Source organism: Methylomonas sp. 11b (genome assembly GCF_000515215.1).
Taxonomy (GTDB): domain Bacteria; phylum Pseudomonadota; class Gammaproteobacteria; order Methylococcales; family Methylomonadaceae; genus Methylomonas.
This window is the reverse complement of sequence record NZ_KI911557.1, coordinates 628,581-645,522: the sequence shown is the minus strand read 5'-3', so window position 1 is coordinate 645,522 and position 16,942 is coordinate 628,581. Positions and strand designations below refer to the sequence as shown.

The 16,942-nt window shown below is 52.0% G+C and carries 16 protein-coding genes, 1 tRNA gene and 1 pseudogene; 6 read left to right on the top strand and 12 right to left on the bottom strand.

The window, feature by feature from the left end:
* Positions 1–82: 82 nt before the first annotated feature.
* A complete protein-coding gene (locus tag METH11B_RS0103185) occupies positions 83–316 on the top strand; it encodes a helix-turn-helix transcriptional regulator (RefSeq protein ID WP_026600754.1) in 234 nt (77 codons plus the stop codon).
* Positions 313–1,575, top strand: a complete 1,263-nt coding sequence (locus tag METH11B_RS0103180) for a type II toxin-antitoxin system HipA family toxin (protein ID WP_026600753.1) — start codon at positions 313–315, stop codon at positions 1,573–1,575. Before METH11B_RS0103185 ends, METH11B_RS0103180 begins: the two co-directional genes overlap by 4 nt.
* A gap of 420 nt (positions 1,576–1,995) precedes the next feature.
* Here METH11B_RS0103180 and METH11B_RS0103175 read toward each other — a convergent pair.
* From METH11B_RS0103175 to sbcB, 3 genes are all read right to left on the bottom strand, one after another.
* Positions 1,996–2,082, bottom strand: a tRNA-Leu gene (locus METH11B_RS0103175).
* 117 nt (positions 2,083–2,199) lie between these two features.
* Positions 2,200–3,381 carry a pyridoxal phosphate-dependent aminotransferase gene (locus tag METH11B_RS0103170; RefSeq protein ID WP_026600752.1) on the bottom strand — a complete coding sequence of 394 codons (1,182 nt, stop codon included), beginning with the start codon at positions 3,379–3,381 and terminating at the stop codon, positions 2,200–2,202.
* A gap of 104 nt (positions 3,382–3,485) precedes the next feature.
* Positions 3,486–4,925 (bottom strand): exodeoxyribonuclease I, encoded by a 1,440-nt coding sequence (sbcB, locus tag METH11B_RS0103165; protein ID WP_026600751.1) that lies wholly within the window; start codon positions 4,923–4,925, stop codon positions 3,486–3,488.
* 127 nt (positions 4,926–5,052) lie between these two features.
* Between sbcB and METH11B_RS0103160 the strand changes: the two genes are divergently transcribed.
* The 3 genes from METH11B_RS0103160 (at position 5,053) to METH11B_RS0103150 (ending at position 7,029) form a co-directional block, all read left to right on the top strand.
* Complete coding sequence (locus tag METH11B_RS0103160) at positions 5,053–5,646, top strand: SRPBCC family protein (protein ID WP_026600750.1); 594 nt, start codon at positions 5,053–5,055, stop codon at positions 5,644–5,646.
* An 88-nt stretch (positions 5,647–5,734) separates the two neighbouring features.
* Positions 5,735–6,667 carry a YVTN family beta-propeller repeat protein gene (locus METH11B_RS0103155; RefSeq protein WP_231499572.1) on the top strand — a complete coding sequence of 311 codons (933 nt, stop codon included), beginning with the start codon at positions 5,735–5,737 and terminating at the stop codon, positions 6,665–6,667.
* Between the two features lie 71 nt (positions 6,668–6,738).
* Positions 6,739–7,029, top strand: a complete 291-nt coding sequence (locus tag METH11B_RS0103150) for a hypothetical protein (protein ID WP_020481204.1) — start codon at positions 6,739–6,741, stop codon at positions 7,027–7,029.
* 39 nt (positions 7,030–7,068) lie between these two features.
* On the opposite strand, the gene METH11B_RS0103145 is transcribed toward METH11B_RS0103150, so the two are convergent.
* From METH11B_RS0103145 to METH11B_RS0103135, 3 genes are read right to left on the bottom strand one after another with little or no spacing between them, the layout of a single operon-like run.
* A complete protein-coding gene (locus METH11B_RS0103145; protein WP_020481203.1) occupies positions 7,069–7,290 on the bottom strand; it encodes a FeoC-like transcriptional regulator in 222 nt (73 codons plus the stop codon).
* Entirely contained in the window at positions 7,287–9,602 is a 2,316-nt protein-coding gene (gene feoB, locus METH11B_RS0103140; RefSeq protein WP_026600748.1) for a Fe(2+) transporter permease subunit FeoB, read from the bottom strand. The genes METH11B_RS0103145 and feoB overlap by 4 nt, the downstream gene beginning before the upstream one ends.
* Positions 9,599–9,832 carry a FeoA family protein gene (locus METH11B_RS0103135; protein WP_020481201.1) on the bottom strand — a complete coding sequence of 78 codons (234 nt, stop codon included), beginning with the start codon at positions 9,830–9,832 and terminating at the stop codon, positions 9,599–9,601. Before METH11B_RS0103135 ends, feoB begins: the two co-directional genes overlap by 4 nt.
* Positions 9,833–10,052: 220 nt before the next feature.
* Between METH11B_RS0103135 and METH11B_RS28300 the strand changes: the two are divergent.
* Positions 10,053–10,551 (top strand): annotated as a pseudogene (locus tag METH11B_RS28300) (phosphoketolase); the annotation flags it as partial.
* On the opposite strand, the gene METH11B_RS0103120 reads toward METH11B_RS28300, so the two are convergent.
* The 6 genes from METH11B_RS0103120 to bamE all read right to left on the bottom strand — a co-directional run bounded on the left by METH11B_RS0103120 (position 10,548) and on the right by bamE (position 16,888).
* Complete coding sequence (locus tag METH11B_RS0103120) at positions 10,548–11,903, bottom strand: DUF4129 domain-containing protein (protein ID WP_026600745.1); 1,356 nt, start codon at positions 11,901–11,903, stop codon at positions 10,548–10,550. The pseudogene METH11B_RS28300 and the gene METH11B_RS0103120 sit on opposite strands and share 4 nt — an antisense overlap.
* Positions 11,900–13,156 (bottom strand): DUF58 domain-containing protein, encoded by a 1,257-nt coding sequence (locus METH11B_RS0103115; protein ID WP_026600744.1) that lies wholly within the window; start codon positions 13,154–13,156, stop codon positions 11,900–11,902. The genes METH11B_RS0103120 and METH11B_RS0103115 overlap by 4 nt, the downstream gene beginning before the upstream one ends.
* Before the next feature lie 13 nt (positions 13,157–13,169).
* Positions 13,170–14,096, bottom strand: coding sequence for an AAA family ATPase (locus METH11B_RS0103110; protein ID WP_026600743.1), 927 nt, complete (start codon positions 14,094–14,096; stop codon positions 13,170–13,172).
* Positions 14,097–14,179: 83 nt separating this feature from the next.
* The gene (locus METH11B_RS0103105) at positions 14,180–15,025 is read right to left on the bottom strand and encodes a S26 family signal peptidase (protein ID WP_026600742.1); all 846 of its coding nucleotides are present in this window, start codon (positions 15,023–15,025) and stop codon (positions 14,180–14,182) included.
* A 229-nt stretch (positions 15,026–15,254) separates the two neighbouring features.
* Positions 15,255–16,460 (bottom strand): NAD(P)/FAD-dependent oxidoreductase, encoded by a 1,206-nt coding sequence (locus METH11B_RS0103100; protein ID WP_026600741.1) that lies wholly within the window; start codon positions 16,458–16,460, stop codon positions 15,255–15,257.
* 17 nt (positions 16,461–16,477) lie between these two features.
* On the bottom strand, positions 16,478–16,888 hold the full coding sequence (bamE, locus tag METH11B_RS0103095; protein WP_026600740.1) for an outer membrane protein assembly factor BamE domain-containing protein: 411 nt from the start codon (positions 16,886–16,888) through the stop codon (positions 16,478–16,480).
* Between the last annotated feature and the right edge of the window lie 54 nt (positions 16,889–16,942).

Here is a 16,942-nt window from a genome sequence, read left to right as displayed (position 1 = left end):
CTAAATTAATTTTCCCGTTCGGGAAATTAAACTTGCATATTGATTGTTTTCGCCTAATACTTTCCCGAACGGGAAAAACCTCATGATCAACATCCAATATACCCAACAACTTGGCCAAGCGCTGCGCGCCGCCCGCAAACAGCTCGGATTAACCCAATCCGAACTGGCGTTGGCGGCAGGTGTTGGCGTTCGCTTTATCGTCGACCTCGAAGCCGGCAAGCCGACCGTGCGTCTGGAAACGGTGATGCGCGTTATTGAAGCACTGGGTGGGCAGGTCATGCTCGATGGTCTGCCGGACATAACCGAAGTACCATGAGTTACATGCTCGCCGTCTATTTATTTGATCGTCGAGTGGGAGATTTGGCCCTGGTTGAAGGCAGACTCCAATTTAGCTACAGCGCCGACTGGCTGCAACAAGCCGACGCCGTCCCTCTGTCCTGTTCATTACCGTTGCAAGTAGAGGTTTTCAATGATCTGCAGGCGAGGCCGTTTTTTGCCGGCCTGTTACCGGAAGGCAAATTACGCCAATTGATCGCACGCCAGTTTCAGATCTCGAAACAAAATGACTTTGCTTTGCTCGATCATATTGGCGGTGAATGCGCCGGCGCCGTTTCGCTTTTGCCGCTAGACCGATTGCCCGCTGTATCTGATCAAGCGAACGAGATCGACTGGTTATCCGACTCTGACGTACTAGCCTTGCTGGATGAATTGCCACAGCGGCCGATGCTGGCTGGTCAGGATGGTTTGCGCTTATCATTAGCGGGCGCTCAGGATAAATTGCCGGTGGTGTTTGATGGTCAACGAATCGGTCTGCCCCGCAATGGCTCGCCCAGTAGTCATATTCTCAAACCGGCCATCTCAGCCGTTGAAGACAGTGTGATCAACGAAGGTTTCTGTCTGGCACTGGCAGATGCGATGCAATTCCAGACCGCACAGTCGAGGATTTGTGCCGTTCGCGACCGTTCATTTCTGCTGGTTGAGCGATATGACAGAACTCAAGCTGCAAATGGCCAACGCTTGCGTCTGCATCAGGAGGATTTCTGTCAGGCGCTTGGCGTAATACCAGAATTGAAATATCAGAACGAGGGTGGGCCGGGTTTGGACCAGTGCTTTGACTTGGTCCGCCGCGTGACCCGACCGAGTGCGCCGCAGGTGTTGCGACTGCTGGATGCGGTCATTTTCAATGCCTTGATTGGCAACCACGACTCCCATGCCAAGAACTTTTCTATCTTGTATGCCGACAAGGGAGCAGTTCTGGCACCACTTTATGATGTCCTGTCAACCGCCGTTTATCCCAGCCTGACGCCCAAGATGGCAATGCAGTTGGGTGGCAAATGCAAATTCAGCGAAGTGCAGGCCCGACATTGGGATCGCTTTGCTCAAGCGGCGGGCTTATCGGTAGCGCAAACCCGAAAACGTATCCTCGGTTTGTGCCAACGGCTACCCGTGGTTGCTCGCAGGTTGCAGACATCGGCGAACCATGAATTCGCCGGAAATCCAGTGGTTGAACAAATCGTACAACTGATCGAACAACGCGCGGCACTGACAGTCAGGCGGTTCGCCGGGTTTGATTAAACTCCAAAGCTCTTGGATACGCGACACAGACTATAGCAAGGCCGGTGACTGTCACTTATTGAAATGCTTGGGGTGATCTAATTGATATTTGGAAAAATAGGATAGCTCGCTTTCCTCTGGTGATACAGAGGGCAGATGAGAATAGAGCTTGTTGACCACATTTTTGAACCACAGTGGTCTGTAGATTAAGACAAATATCAGGATTGAGTCGGTGACCGGGACCGGGAGTATTTCCAAGCAGCCGATGGTGACTAAAACTAGAAACCACTTGAGACGCCATAGCAGCGGCGGATTTCTGCGTTTAAAGTGAAATATTTTCTTCATGTTCAACCAGTTTTACCAAGGCGTTATTCAAAGGGAACGTGGCAATCATTAGGCATAAAAAAAGGACCAGGTGTAAACCAAAGTCCTTAATTTTTATGGTGCCTCAGACCGGAATCGAACCGGTACGACCTTTCGGTCGCGAGATTTTAAGTCTCGTGCGTCTACCTATTTCGCCACCGAGGCCTTCTTACTGATGAAGTGCGAAGGCCGCGAATTCTATAGCATTGATTAAATTTGTCAATTGAAAAATGGCAAATTAATGTCGGTTTATCCGTTCGCGATGGCAAATCCTAATAGGCCTTAAACCGCTTGTTTGATTCTGAGTAAGGCATTTTCCAGATTGGTCATGCTGGTGGCAATAGAGATTCTAATGTGGCCAGGGCAGCCGAATGCTGAGCCTGGCACTAGGGCCACGCCGGCTTTTTCGATTAAGAATTCGGCAAATTCCAGATCGTCGTTGATACCGTCCAGTCTGCTCAGCAGTTTTTCCACATTGGGGAACACGTAAAAGGTGCCGTCGGTGGGCAAGCATTCAATACCATCAATACTGTTCAGTTCGGCGACCACATAATCGTGACGCTTTTTAAATTCCACCATCATCGTGTCTATGCAGCCTTGATCACCATTCAGGGCTTCTTCGGCGGCTACTTGCGAGATCGATGTGGGGTTGGAGGTGCTTTGTGACTGAATGATGCACATCGCTTCGATCAACGGTGCTGGCCCTGCTGCATAGCCGATCCGCCAGCCCGTCATCGAATAAGCTTTGGATACGCCGTTTAAGACGATGGTGCGATCATAAAAGCCGGGGTGGGCGTTAAGGATGTTGACGAATTCCCCTTTGTTCCAGAGAATCAACTCGTACATGTCGTCGGTAGCGATCAACACCTCTGGAAAATCCAATAACACGTCGCCCAGCGCTTTTAATTCCGCCAGGCTATAAGCCGCTCCGGTGGGGTTGGACGGACTGTTAATGACCAATAGGCGGGTTTTGGGGGTGATGGCTGCGCGCAGTTGTGCCGGGGTGATTTTAAAATTTTGCGCTTGACCGGCTTCTATTATAACGGGGACGCCATCCGCCAGAAGTACCATATCCGGGTAGGATACCCAGTATGGGGCAGGGATGATGACTTCGTCGCCGGGATTCAGTAGTGCCTGGGCCAGATTGAAAAAACTTTGTTTGCCGCCGCAGGACACCAGGATTTGGTTGGCTTGGTAATCCAGGCCATTGTCGCGTTTGAACTTAGCGATAACGGCTTTTTTTAAGCCGGCGGTACCGTCTACAGCGGTGTATTTGGTAAACCCGGAGTTAATGGCTTTAATGGCGGCGGCTTTAATATGGTCCGGCGTATCAAAGTCCGGCTCGCCGGCACCCAGACCGATAATATCTTTGCCGGCAGCACGCATCGCGGCGGCGCGGGCGGTAATAGCCAGGGTAGGGGACGGTTTGACCGCTTTTACGCGGTTAGACAGGGTAATGCTCATGATGCCTCGGTCGAAATTTACTCAAATGGTTTGCATTATACGGCATAACGCTAAAAGCGCCTTATTCCTGAAACAATCTGCCGGCTTTTAAATCGGCAAAAACCTCAATTCGAAAATTTTAAGCGTCGATCTTCCGCGTAGGCCGCCAGCTCGTTCAGTATCGCTTGATTTGCATTGGGCTCCTCCCGCATCAGCGCAATTTTGGCAGTGAAATGTTCCAGCGTCAGCCCGCCATTCGTTAGTGCACCGGTTAGTTTGTCGCGACAATATTGCTGCCAGAGCAGAGCGTCTTCTATCGATAGGGTATGCGGATAATTCCGGGCGCGATAGCGAAACAGCATTTCCGGCAAACGGACGTCATCGAAATCGGCAGCAAAGTCAGATAGTTTGTCGGGTTTTGCTTGCCTGATTCGCGTCATCATCGCTTTGTCGCTGTTGCTGAAAAATCCGCCGCTGTAAATCATCAAATCAGGATCGTTAGGTGAATCTTGATATTGACGGGTAAATACTTGCGACAGCTTTTCCGCTAAAGGTGGCGCAGTCTGAATCCGCTGCACATTTGCTTCGCATCTGCCTAAATCCAGTTGCAAGCGTTCGGCATCGACTGGGCGTATCACCGACAAAGGCGCCAATACCGGGGCTTTGTTGATATGTACGGTTTTTAACGGGATTCTGGCAACGCCTTCCGGCAGCGCGTCTCTGGCAACAAATAGCCGCTGCTGAATTTCTTCTGCACTTAACTCAAGCAAGGGGGCCGGATCGACCGAAAGGTCGTAAACGATGATTTCGTTGTTATTGCTTGGATGTTGTGCCAGAGGCAAGATCACGGCCAAGCTATTATTCCGTGCCGAAAATCGACCGGAGACATGAATTAAGGGAGTAAAGCTGCCGAGTTGCAATAGGTTTAGCGCAGCGTTTTTATATCGATTGGATAATAAATAGTTGAATAGTTTTGGCTGCCGTTCTTTGATTAATTTGGCCATTGCGATGGTCGCATAGACGTCCGATAACGCATCGTGTGCGGCTTCATGGGCGATGCCGTTGGCTTTGGTGAGTTCTTCCAATTTAAAGCTGGCGACGCCGTCGGCATTGACCGGCCGCTCGATACCTTCCGGTCTTAAGGCTTTGGCGGCCCGGACTACGTCGATAATGTCCCAGCGCGAGTTGCCGTTTTGCCATTCGCGCGCATAGGGATCGTAAAAGTTACGGTAAAGCAGGTTGCGGGTGACTTCATCGTCGAAGCGGATGCTGTTATAACCCACCCCGCAGGTACCGGGTTCTGCGAGCTGTTGATTGATCAAGGCGGCAAACTCTGCTTCGCAAACGCCTCTTTCCGCCGCCAATTGCGGGGTGATACCGGTAATCAGGCAGGCCTCGGGGTGCGGTAAGTAATCGTCGGCAGGCCGGCAGTAGGCCATGACAGGCTGGCCGACGATATTAAAATCATCATCGGTGCGGATGCCGGCAAACTGGCAAGGCCGGTCGCGTTGCGGATCTATGCCGAAGGTTTCGTAATCGTGCCAAAAAAAAGTTGCTGTAGTCATTAAATCCGTGAAGATAGGCGGACAGAGTCGGGAAAATTTCCGCAAACATGCTTTTGCGAATACTTGCGGGCAGATTTTATTTTATAATCGCCCGCTCCATTTTATGTGTCCATCATAGGAAAGTGTTATGAAAAAAACCTCGCTACTCGTTTCTACCGTTTTATTTTTGTTCGCCGGTTTAGCCAATGCTCATGGTCCGGTCAGAGCAAAAATGACAGCCACCATCACTGTCGATGCGCCAGCGGCAAAAGTGTGGGATTTGATCAAGAACTACGACGATATGTCTTGGCACCCAGGCATTAAAAGCGTGAAAGGCGACGGTACCAATAACAAAGGCGCCATCCGCGTTTTGACTTTGGCGAACGGCACTATCACCGAGGAATTAAAAGCCTATGACGCCGCAAAATTCTCTTACAAATACAAAATCACCGATATGAGTTCAACCGGCACTATTAAACATGCCGGCCAAGATGAGCCGCTGCCAGTATTGCCTGTCGGTAACTATGCGGCAGAATTGTCCGTGAACGATAAAGGCGGTAAAGCCGAAATTGAATGGGTGGCCACTTACTACCGTGCTTATGTCAACAACAATCCACCAGCAGAATTGAACGAAGAAACTGCCGATAAAGCGGTTAGCAATGTTCTGAAAACCGGTCTGGAAGCGATTGCCAAAAAAGTAGGCTCAGGTTCCGCGACGGTTGAGATCGACATTAAACGCTAAGTTACTGTTTCCGGTTCTCGGTAATTCGCGCCGAGAACCCTCGCTTCCCCTGCCTGTTATTCTCATCATGTGCATCAGATATTCGTTTTTGGTTTTTTCACTGCTGGCTGTATTCCTATCTAGCGCTAGCGCCGATTCGCGTGCCTTTATTACGAATCAGCTAGATAACTCGGTATCGGTAATCGATACAAAAAGCCAACAAGTAATAGAAACGATCAAAGTAGAGGGTAAGCCTGCCGGCGTTGCCTTGAATCAACCGAAGAAACAAGTGTACATCAGCACCCCGGAAGGCGGCGGTTTTGCGGTTTTAGATGGCGAGAAACTAACTACTTTGACCAAGGTTAAGGTCGGAGGGGCGTCGCTGGGGATCACTGCGGATAGAAAGGGCGAGCAGGTATTTGTCGCCGATTGGTATGAAAACTCGGTGACGGTTTTCGATACCAAAAATTTTGCGAAGATCAAAACCATTACCGTCGGCAAATCGCCATCCGGCATGACGGTCAGTCCGGACAATCGCTGGCTGTATGTCGCCAATCGCATCGACGATTCCATTTCGCAAGTCGATTTGAATAAACTGACAATCCGCAATACCACCAAGGTTGGCGCGCATCCATTCGGCATTGCTGTGGACAGTCAAGGAAAACGACTGTACTCCGCTAACGTGGAAAGCGATAACGTGACCGTTTTGGACGCCCGTAGCATGAAGCGTCTAGCAACCATCAAGGTCGGCGCCAGACCGTATGCAGTTTCATTGGCATTGAACGACAGTCTATTGTTTGTTACGAACCAGGACGATAGCACGGTATCGGTAGTCGATACCGCCACATTGAAGCAGATTGAGGTCATCGCTGTGGGCGATAAGCCGGAAGGTATCAGCACGCATCCTGACGATCAAAAGGTCTACGTTGCCAACTGGTTTGACAACAACGTGTCCGTCATCGACGCAAAAACCCTGAAAGTGGTAAATACCATTAAAACAGGGGAGGGCAGCCGCGCTTTTGGCGAGTTCATCGCGCGCTAGGCGATTCGCCATTTTGATGGCCGCGCTTGTATGGTAGACTGCGCGCCGTTGCTAACCTCATTGAGAAATATATGGCTGAAACCGTTGAAGATTTAACCATTAGTTACGAAGACGGCGGCGTTGAAACTGTCAAGGAACTGGACAAAAAAATCCTGAGTAAGGGCGCGTGGGCCACGGTCATTTACCGTTATCAGGATTGGGAACCGGCTAAGAATCAATATAGCCAGGATAGATTTAGTATTCGCCGCTATCAAAAGCGCAACGGCGAATATCAACAAAAATCCAAATTTAATATTTCCAGCGAAAAACAAGCGCAAGAGTTAATCGACGCGCTACAAGGTTGGTTGGCGGAAGGCCAATAAACAAGCTTAGCTTGGCGAGGCCTAAACCGCCTCGCTACACTAATCCACCCATTCGTAAATCTCGGTCAGGGTCGGATCGCATTTGCAACAGCTGGTACCGCATGAAGAGCCAACTGGGCTTAATCGCACTTTGCCTTTGTTGATCCACTTGCCCAGCATGCCGCGCAAGGCATCGGCATCCATATGAAAATGCAAAACCAGATCGCTCAAGGTGGCCCGGCGTTTCTCCTGCAAATAGCTGCGTAAGTCGGACAGTATCATTGCGGGACTCCACTAGTTTGGCGCACGCCGTAAAATCTCAGCAGGAATAGTACCCCGGCAAAGATAAGCGTTAGTGCCAATATCCAGCCAATTGCCGAATTGGGGTGCTGGGCATAAGTCATGCCTTGGTAGAAGAGGGTGGCAGTCAGGTAAGCCACAAACGTAGTCCAGCACACCACGAATAAAGCCCAACTGCCGTTGGTTTCTTTATATATCGCCGCAGTGGCGGCTACGCACGGCGCATACAGCAAAATGAACAACAAATAGGCAAAGGCGCCGATTTGGCCGTCGAAATGCGCTTGCATGACGCCGAAGGTATCGAGTTTGACTTGCTGCTGTTCCGCTGCCGCAGCCTGGTCTGAGATATTAGCGATGCCCAACCCCAATGGGTCGAGCAGCTTGTCGGCAATGGCCGTCAGGTTGTCCGGTACCGTTTGGCAAGCCTCTAACAAGGCTTGGGTTAAATCAAAACTTTTCTCTTCTTCTGCATGATCAGATACAGCCATTTGACTGTACAACGCGTCCAGTGTACCGACTACCGCTTCCTTGGCCAGCACACCGGTAAAAATGCCGACAGTTGCAGGCCAGTTATCGTGAGCGATACCCATGGGCTGAAATACCGGCGTCAACGCACGGCCAATTTCGCTTAGTACCGATTTATCGCTATTTTCCTGGCCGAAACTGCCGTCGGTACCCAAAGAATTCAACACATTCAACACCAGTACCATAGGCACGATGACTTTGCCGGCGTTGAATATAAAGGTTTTTAAGCGTTCCCAAGTTTTGGTGTATACGCCTTGCAAAGTGGGTAAATGATAGGCGGGCAGCTCCATCAAAAAAGGCGTAGGGTTGCCGCGTAACAAGGTGTGGCGCATGATTAAACCGGTCAACACCGCCACTACAATGCCGAATAAGTACAAACCAAACACCAGATTCTGGCCGCCAACCGGGAAAAAGGCAGCGGCGAACAAGGCATAAACCGGCAGACGGGCGCCGCAAGACATGAACGGATTCATTAAATTGGTCAATACCCGGTCACGCTGATTATCCAGGGTTCGGGTCGCGATAATGGCGGGCACATTGCAGCCAAAACCGACGATCATAGGCACGAACGATTTGCCGGGCAGGCCGATGATGCACATGAACCGGTCCATCACAAAGGCGGCTCTGGACATGTAACCGGAGTCTTCCAGCATCGATAAAAAGATGAACAAAAAGCCGACGATGGGAATAAAAGTAGACACCACTTGAATGCCGCCGCCGATCCCGCTGCTGATTAACACAACCAGCCAAGCAGGCCAATTCATGCCAGTTAATAATTCGCTCAATCCGTCAACCAGCAAGGCGCCGACCGCTTTGTCGAAAAAGTCAACGAAAGCGCTGCCAATGTTGATGGTGAACATGAACATGGCGTACATCACCAACAAAAAGATGGGGATACCCAGGAAGCGGTTTAGAACAACGCTATCAATCTTGTCGGTGGTGCTTCGGGAAACTTCGTTGAGCTTACAGACGCTGGCTTGTACCAGCTGGTTTACCAATCCATAACGAGCGTCGGCAGCTAGGATGTCAATTTCATCTTGGGTTTCGACTTCGATGTCGGCACGCAATTGTTCAGCAACTTTTTGTAGTGCAGTACCAGCAAGTTGCTTTGCTAAAGTGTCGTTTTCGAGCAAACGCAGCGCAAGCCAGCGACTGTCGCAAACTAATTCTATGGATTGTTGCGAGAATTGCGGTTGCAATTGGCTTACCGCAGTTTCTATGGCCGGATGGTAGTCGACTTGCAGTGCCGGAATTGGTTTGCTGATGCAGGCTTTGTTGATAACGTCGCGTAATTCCTTAATACCGGCACCAGTTGCCGCGGTAACCGGCACTACCGGGCAAGCCATTTGTTTTGCGAGCAGTTCGATGTCGATCTTGATACCGCGTTTTTTTACCGCATCCATCATGTTCAGGACCAATATCATCGGTACCCGCATTTCTATCAGCTGCGAGGTCAGGTAAAGATTTCGCTCTATATTGGAGGCATCGACAATATTAATGATTAGATCGGCTTGACGGGAAGCCACGTAATCGCGGGCTACTTTTTCGTCTAGGGAGATACTGTCGTCATCGGCCTCTAAAGAATAGGTGCCGGGTAGATCGACCAGACTTATCTGTTTACCTTGGTGTGTGTATTCGCCAGTTTTTTGTTCAACAGTCACGCCTGGCCAATTGCCGACATGCTGTTTGGAGCCGGTCAATGCATTGAACAGCGTGGTTTTTCCGCAATTTGGGTTACCAACCACGCCAACAGTAAAATCCATACTCATACTTTTTCTATAAGTAAGACCGACGCCTCGTTTTTACGCAGCGACAATGAAAAACCGCGAATTTTGATTTCAACCGGATCGCCCATCGGTGCAAAACGAGTAATGGTGAATTCGGTGCCAGGTGTTAAACCCATAGCCAACAACTTCTTGCGATAAACGCCACCTGATTGATCGAATCCAACTATACGGCCTGTATCGCCAGTCGCCAGCGTTTTAAGATATGTCGACATGCAAGCTAATTAATAATTGTTCTCATTAAGTTGCAATATAGCACATGATCCCAAAGGTACGACAGTATTAGTTTAAGGAATAGTTATAGAGAGCACATAATTCGCATAATGTATATTATGTCAAATTATAACAAGCATCCTAGTTACGCTCTTTCGGCTAATCGTTCATTTGCATAAATTTGTATCCGCTCGATATTGAGGGTGGATAAAACATTTCTGAATTGGTCATACACAAGCTCGTTGCCATATTCTGGAATGGGCCAGCAACGACGACGGTGCCGAACAGTACGGCGACATTCCGACCAAGGAAGCATTGGGGGCGTTGGTATTGCTGCGGGAGCACTTTCCACAACTGTAAATTCGCTTGATCAACGTGGTCGATCTCTACAAATTGGTGCCCGCCAACGAGTATCCGCACGGCCTGTCGGATCGGGATTTTGATAGCTTGTTTACCGTCGATAGACCGGTGATGTTCAACTTTGCACGTGCGCGGCTACAAGGAAAAAGGCAGTATTAACACCCCGCTGGAACTGGCGATTCAAAACGAAAATTACCGCTTTAGTCTGGCAATCGATGCGATAGATCGCATCCCGGCCTTGCAAGTGTCCGGCGCGCACGTCAAAGAAAAGCTGCGCGACCGGCAAATCGACTGCCGCAATTATGTCTACGAACAAGGCATAGACCGCTCGGAACACGATCAATGGCACTGGCTGCATTAAAGTTGACGATAAATAGCACGGTACAACTGCCGCATGCGCCGAATATGCGCGTCAGCTAACGGTTTGTCGCCGTAACGGGCCGCTTCGAACAAACCGGTAAATTCCGCGGCGCTGCGCCGCGCATCGCGATGCCTACGGCTGATTTGCGCCAGATATTCACGGGTATTGGCGGTGTCGGCGCGAGGCACATCGTGCAACGCACACAAGCGCGACATCGCCCGGTAATACTGGCGGGCGGCGGTTTCGCCGCCGGCATGGTGGCCGATCACTCCCAAACGCAGGTAATCCCATTGGCTTATCAGCCAAATCACCCACGGAATTTCCCGCAACAAAGCCCCGAAAGCCAGCAAAATCGCCAACAGAATTACAGCCAGCAAACCCAATATGGCCGCCAGCCAATGCTCGCGCAACCATTGTTTTAGCCATTCCCACCAATCGAAAAACACCGCAACGGCGGGTACCAAAGCCTGTTGTGCCGATTCGCTAAGGTCGGCAATGCGGTTGATTGCCGCCGCTTGCCAGGCCGGCATATGGACTCGCTTAGCGGCGGCACGCATGTCCGCCGGGCTCGGCCAACGGCTGCTGTCCCCCTCGCCTCCACCCGACGCTTGTTGTTGCTCGCCACCCGCTTTTTCGGCTGGCTGACCGGAATCGGTTTGGCCGCCGCTGCCGGCTTGTTCGATATCGCCGCCGGGATTTTGCAAGCTGACCTGGCCGAAACGCCACTCCAGATAAGGCCAGTTGATTTGTGGCGTGATCAGATAAAGCCCGCCACCGATGAGCACGATGGCGGCGGTGGCCGCCAAAATGGCCGCGCCCTGCCCTTGGCTGCTGGGCCGGCCAAGACTGGACCGCTGCAAGTCCGCGCCGCGCCGCTGGACTTGCTCGGCAACCAGACAAAACACCACCGCCACAATATAAGGGGCCAGATAAAACAACATGGTCCAGTCGGCGCGGTAATGCGAGGCGGCGAACAACACGATCGCCAACGACACCAACAGACCAAGATTCATCTCACGCCGGCCGGCGGTGACGCAATTGTAGGAAGCCTGCAACATCGCCAACAGATACAAACCGGCGCGCGGCATCCCCCAAATCGGCATAAATACCAATACGAACAGTAAAAAACCGATAAACAACACCGCCTTTTGCCACACCTTACCCGCTCCCGAAAGCCAGTGGCTTTGCCGCCAACCGACAATGGACGTACCACCGAAGACGATAGCCCAGAACAGCATTTCCCGCGCAAAGCTGCCGTATTGGATATCCAAAAACGCATTGCAGGCAACGGCCAGCCATTGTGCTAGAAACAATCCTACATAGACTGGAAAACTCAGCGGCGATGCGGTCATCGGTTAAACAGCTCCGTTAAGTTGTCGCCTCGCCTTACCGTGACGCAATGCGCGCTCAATTCCAACAAACCGGCGCTCAATGTCCGGTTGCCGTTGTCGCGACGGGACACACTGGCGGCGTTTAGGAAACTGTCACGTTCAAACAATACCGCGAACAAATACACGCCCTTGGCCCGCAGCAAAGCCAGCGCCTGCAGGGTTTCGGCATTGCGTTGGGGCGGCTCCGCCAATAACAGCAATACCGTTTCGCCGCGGATGCAATTCAACGCAATCTCGGTCAGCAATTTGGCATACGGCGTGTTGCCGTCTGCCTCTGCGACTGCCAGCGCGTCAAGAATGGTTTGATAATGAAAATCGCCCTTACCGGACAGAATCCGCAACGGCTGCGCGGCATTAGCCAACACGCGGCTGTGCATGTTCTGGCCACAGGCATAAGCCGCCACGGAGGCGGCAATGCGTATCGCGTATTCCAGGGTGCTGTGCTTGCCGCGGCCGATATTGGCATCCTTGGCTAAATCCAAGGGGATGCAGATGCAGGCTGACGCCAGGGGTTCGAACTCCTTGACCATCAACTCATTCAAGCGTGCCGTGGTCGGCCAATGAATATGCCGAGGATTGTCGCCCCGCCGGTATTCGCGCAGGCCGGAAAACTCAGCAGCACCGGCGCCCTCCGGCAAACAATAACCACCTCGGTGAATCTGGCTGGGCGCGCCGAACAGCGGCAGCGATAGGATAGGAAATACCATCGGGTAAATGGTCAGGGTTTGCAGGGAACGATCAGCGCGGCTGCGCGACTCCGCCAAGCCCAACGGAAAGCTGGACGCCAAGCCCATCGGCCCCAGTTTATAAAAACCGCGCTTTTCGCACAGCAAGGGGACGTCGAAACTACGCGCGCCGCGGCCCGGCACGTAAGCGACGCTGCCCAGCAATTTGTCACCGTCGCTGGCGCCTTGTTCTGCGGCACCGACGAACGGTAAGTGGTCGACCAACTCCACCATGAAGCGCGGCAGCCAGCCGCGATTTTGTACGTCGACCCGAAACACAATGGTTTCGCCTTCCAGCGCCCGTTGCGGCCCGATCCGCCGCACCGACAAACGTTGAAGCAACCAACGCGGCCAGAGCATGCCGGTCAATAAGGCGGCGCTGAGCAATGCGGCGATCAGCCATGGCAGACTCTGCTCGCGGCTGATCGCTGCCAAATACGCGGCCAGCGTAAAGCCGCACAAGATTAAAAATTTCAGCCTCAGCGCCATTGCGGTCTAGCGATCAAACTACCGGCGGTGGCAGCCGGTCGAGAATTTCCGCGAGAATCTCGCCGGCATTGCGCCCCAGTACCGCAGCCTGCGGTTTGACGATCAGGCGGTGTTCCAAAATGGCCGGCGCGATGCTTTTCACCAAATCCGGCGACACGAAATCCCGACCGCGTAAATAAGCCAAGCCTTGCGCACCGCGCGCCAGAGCCAAGGTACCGCGCGGGCTGATCCCCAATCGCAAATCGCTGTGCAGGCGGCTGGCGGCGCTGATGCCGACCATATACTTAGCCACGTCCATACTAATATGCACCGCCTTGACCTGAGCCCGCGCCGCCAGAATATCGGCTTCGGACGTGACGGCCGGCAAGCTGTCGATGGGATGAGTCTGGGTTTGTGCTGCCAATATCCGCATTTCTTGTTCGATACTGGGGTACTCCATGCGCAAGCGCATGAAAAACCGGTCCAGTTGGGCTTCCGGCAAGGCGTGGGTGCCTGCCATATCGATCGGGTTCTGGGTAGCCAGCACCATGAACAGTTTGGGAAGTTCATGTGTATGCCCGTCCACGCTGACATGAAACTCTTCCATGCATTCCAACAGCGCCGATTGAGCGCGCGGCGTGGCCCGGTTGATTTCGTCGGCCAGTAGTAAATGGGTAAATACCGGCCCCGGCCGGAATTCAAAATCGGCGGTTTTTTGATTGTAGATGGCGACGCCGGTAATGTCCGACGGTAATAAATCCGAGGTGCATTGCAGGCGTTTCATATCCACCGCCACGGAACGGGCTAATGCCCTGGCCAACATCGTCTTACCGGTGCCGGGCACATCCTCCAGCAACACATGGCCGCGGCACAGCATCGCCACCACGGCCAATTCGATGACCGGCCGTTTACCGATAATGACTTTTTCGACGTTTTCGATTAAAGAAAGCATGGCATCCATTAGCTCAGGATTGTCCTATTAAAGATATGGGCGGGAAATTAGAGAGCCAAGCTTAGCAGAGCCTGGCCGTTTGTCATTCCAGGCTATGGGTTAATGCGCTTGGCCGCGAATTCGGTATCGGAAAATAGCGCCAACACCGCGAATATCACAATCGCCACCAGTGTCGTGCCCGCTGCGGCAACAGATAAACCAAAAAACGTCAACCAGGAAACAAACGCATAATAAATGGCCGGCATGACGGCTTTATAACCAAAGGATATGCCTAAGACCCCGAGTAATAACCAGATGGCAAAATTCAAACCAACGCTAATCCGCGCCAGGTGATAAACCGGTTTAACAATACGGTCCTTACGCTTGCCCAATCCGAAAAATACCAGGCCATAGAGCACGATCAAAGCCGAACCGTAAACGAATAGTTCCGGGTGCTGGGCTGCCGACGTCGCTTGATCGAAGACATAAAGCACGCTTGCATTTATGTTGCTTTGCGCCAATAGATGGTTTGCCAATGTCCCGGGATTCTTGGACTCCGCAGCGTCCGGAATAAAATCCGGGAAATAGAAAACGGCTTGTTGCGGCACGATTAACGTCGCGTTGAGCAATGTATTCCGCGGATATTCAGCGGCCGGTTTGCCGTTAACCGACAATACGCCCGCCGTAAAACCGATTTCATCGCCGGGCATACCGACGATTCTGCTGATCTGCAGTTTGCCGGCAGCATCGTTAAAGCTGATCAAGCGTCCGGCTGCCAAATCGACTTTAGCGGACATTACCATAAAAGCGTTCTTGGACAATTCCTTGTATAAGGGATTGGGTGATGCCATGCGGCTGATTGGGTGGCACAAAACGGTATAAATGATCGGTAAGCCGAAAACGACCACCGCCAGCAGGCTGAGTAGCGTTGGCCACAACGAAGATTGATTAACGCTCATAGTGATTCATCTCAGTTGAAAGCCCTAAAGACTAGCACAGCCTAAAAACCGTGCATGTCGGTGACGTGGACAGCTGGCTGGCCGGGTTTTGGATATGCCTATTTCTCCGCAATGTTTGGCATTTCATTAACAGCGCCGATTTAAATTCGCTGTTGTGACTGTTGACCAAAAAGGTGTGGAAAAGTAAAAACGCTGCTTAGCCGGCAAAGATTGGAAATTTCTGAAAAAACTAACTTATGCTGCGGCGACCAGCGAGCAGGCTTTGTTGCAACTTGTTGTCGTCGACCCATAAGTCGCCAGCCAACAATTGGGCAATCTGAGCTTTCAGTTCGGGCGCGCGGTCAGCTTCGAAAAATAAGTTATGGACTATGTTGGAATGATAAAAGCGTTCTACAAACAGGCGCATGGTGTTGAAGCCTAGCAAATAATGGTAGTCATCCTCCGCGTGCAACTCGGGGTCGGCTTCCCATCCTTCGGTAAGCCCGAAATGGACGCGGTCGGCAACGCGGGCGGCGCCGGTGAGCGCCAAAAATACACCGGACGAAAACACCGGATCGAGGAAGCCGGCCGCATCGCCGCAGCAGGCATAGCGAACACCGTAGCGGCTTTGGTTGGTGTAACTGAAATCCGCTTCGACCCTTACCGGCGCGAATTGCTCCGCTCCTGTTGTTAAACGACTCAGGAGCGGCGAGGCCGCCAGATAACGGCGCAACAATTCTTCCGCATCGCAGTCCTTGGGACGCGCTTTCTGTACTACCAAGCCCACACTGAGGCGCCGCTCGGCCAGCGGAATGATCCAGATCCAGCCGATGTCCACGACCGGCACGTATATATTGCCGGAACGGAACAATTCATCGGCCTCCTCGCCCGGTTGAATGTTCTCGAAGTGGGTGTATACCGCAAACTTACCCAAATTTTCGATCCGTTTGATGCCTTTGTCTTTTCGGCCCATCAGCGCGCTACGTCCGGTGGCGTCGATCAGATAGCGGCAGCGGTATCGGCTTTTATCAGACACAATGCTGACGTCGTCCGCTTGACAGGAAACATCCAATACTTTTTCTTGCTGATGGGTTTCGACACCGTGTTTCGCGGCGTTTTCAAACAGCATTTGGTCAAACGGTGCGCGCTCTATTTGATAGGTTTTGCGGTGTACGCTCAGCGGGAAATACATACGTTGTTCGGTAGCTTCGTCCATAAATACCGCGCCGTTTTTCGATAGATTGCCGGTACTCCAATCTACGCCCAAACGCTGAATAATGGGCTCACTGAACGGCAGCATGGATTCGCCAATATGAAAGCGCGGATGTTTGCCGCTCTCCAGCAGCAAAACCTTATGACCATATTGCGCCAGCAAGGTCGCAGCCGTCGAGCCGGCCGGGCCGCCACCGACCACCACCACATCATGGTCAAAACTGTTTTGCTTGTTGTTTATCATCTTTAAAGATTGATGGATTAGTCGTTTGGATAACCGTCTTCCGCAGCGTTGTAAATGGCGCGGTAAACAGTCCAGTGCACGCCACCGATACCGGCACCGGTGTAAGTAATGATGCCCACACCTTTGTAAAACTCATCGGTGCGCATCACGTCCGGACCAAAATAAAACGGAATCCAGGCTTTGCCGGTTTGGTAAGACTTGGTGTCGGTGGGTTGGCCGAGAATTTCATGAACCTGGCCCTGGGTCATGCCCAGTTTGAGTTTGGCGAACGGGCTATTGGCGGGGAAGTTACCGTCAATTCGCGAGTCCGGCGCGGTACTGGACTGAGCCGCTGGCGCGCCTGCTTGCGCGGGTGCTTTATTGCTGGATGCGCAGCCAGCGCCCAGCGTTAAAGCGACGAAGAATGCTAATGTTTTATAGTGCTTCACAGAGATACCTTCCGGTTAATTTTGTTAGCGGTCAATAGTAGTTCAGTTACCGCG

Coding starts and splice junctions, on each gene's coding strand:
- METH11B_RS0103185 (WP_026600754.1), top strand. CDS start 83: ATGATCAACATCCAATATACCCAACAACTTGGCCAAGCGCTGCGCGCC.
- METH11B_RS0103180 (WP_026600753.1), top strand. CDS start 313: ATGAGTTACATGCTCGCCGTCTATTTATTTGATCGTCGAGTGGGAGAT.
- METH11B_RS0103170 (WP_026600752.1), bottom strand. CDS start 3,381: ATGAGCATTACCCTGTCTAACCGCGTAAAAGCGGTCAAACCGTCCCCT.
- sbcB (WP_026600751.1), bottom strand. CDS start 4,925: ATGACTACAGCAACTTTTTTTTGGCACGATTACGAAACCTTCGGCATA.
- METH11B_RS0103160 (WP_026600750.1), top strand. CDS start 5,053: ATGAAAAAAACCTCGCTACTCGTTTCTACCGTTTTATTTTTGTTCGCC.
- METH11B_RS0103150 (WP_020481204.1), top strand. CDS start 6,739: ATGGCTGAAACCGTTGAAGATTTAACCATTAGTTACGAAGACGGCGGC.
- METH11B_RS0103145 (WP_020481203.1), bottom strand. CDS start 7,290: ATGATACTGTCCGACTTACGCAGCTATTTGCAGGAGAAACGCCGGGCC.
- feoB (WP_026600748.1), bottom strand. CDS start 9,602: ATGAGTATGGATTTTACTGTTGGCGTGGTTGGTAACCCAAATTGCGGA.
- METH11B_RS0103135 (WP_020481201.1), bottom strand. CDS start 9,832: ATGTCGACATATCTTAAAACGCTGGCGACTGGCGATACAGGCCGTATA.
- METH11B_RS0103120 (WP_026600745.1), bottom strand. CDS start 11,903: ATGACCGCATCGCCGCTGAGTTTTCCAGTCTATGTAGGATTGTTTCTA.
- METH11B_RS0103115 (WP_026600744.1), bottom strand. CDS start 13,156: ATGGCGCTGAGGCTGAAATTTTTAATCTTGTGCGGCTTTACGCTGGCC.
- METH11B_RS0103110 (WP_026600743.1), bottom strand. CDS start 14,096: ATGGATGCCATGCTTTCTTTAATCGAAAACGTCGAAAAAGTCATTATC.
- METH11B_RS0103105 (WP_026600742.1), bottom strand. CDS start 15,025: ATGAGCGTTAATCAATCTTCGTTGTGGCCAACGCTACTCAGCCTGCTG.
- METH11B_RS0103100 (WP_026600741.1), bottom strand. CDS start 16,460: ATGATAAACAACAAGCAAAACAGTTTTGACCATGATGTGGTGGTGGTC.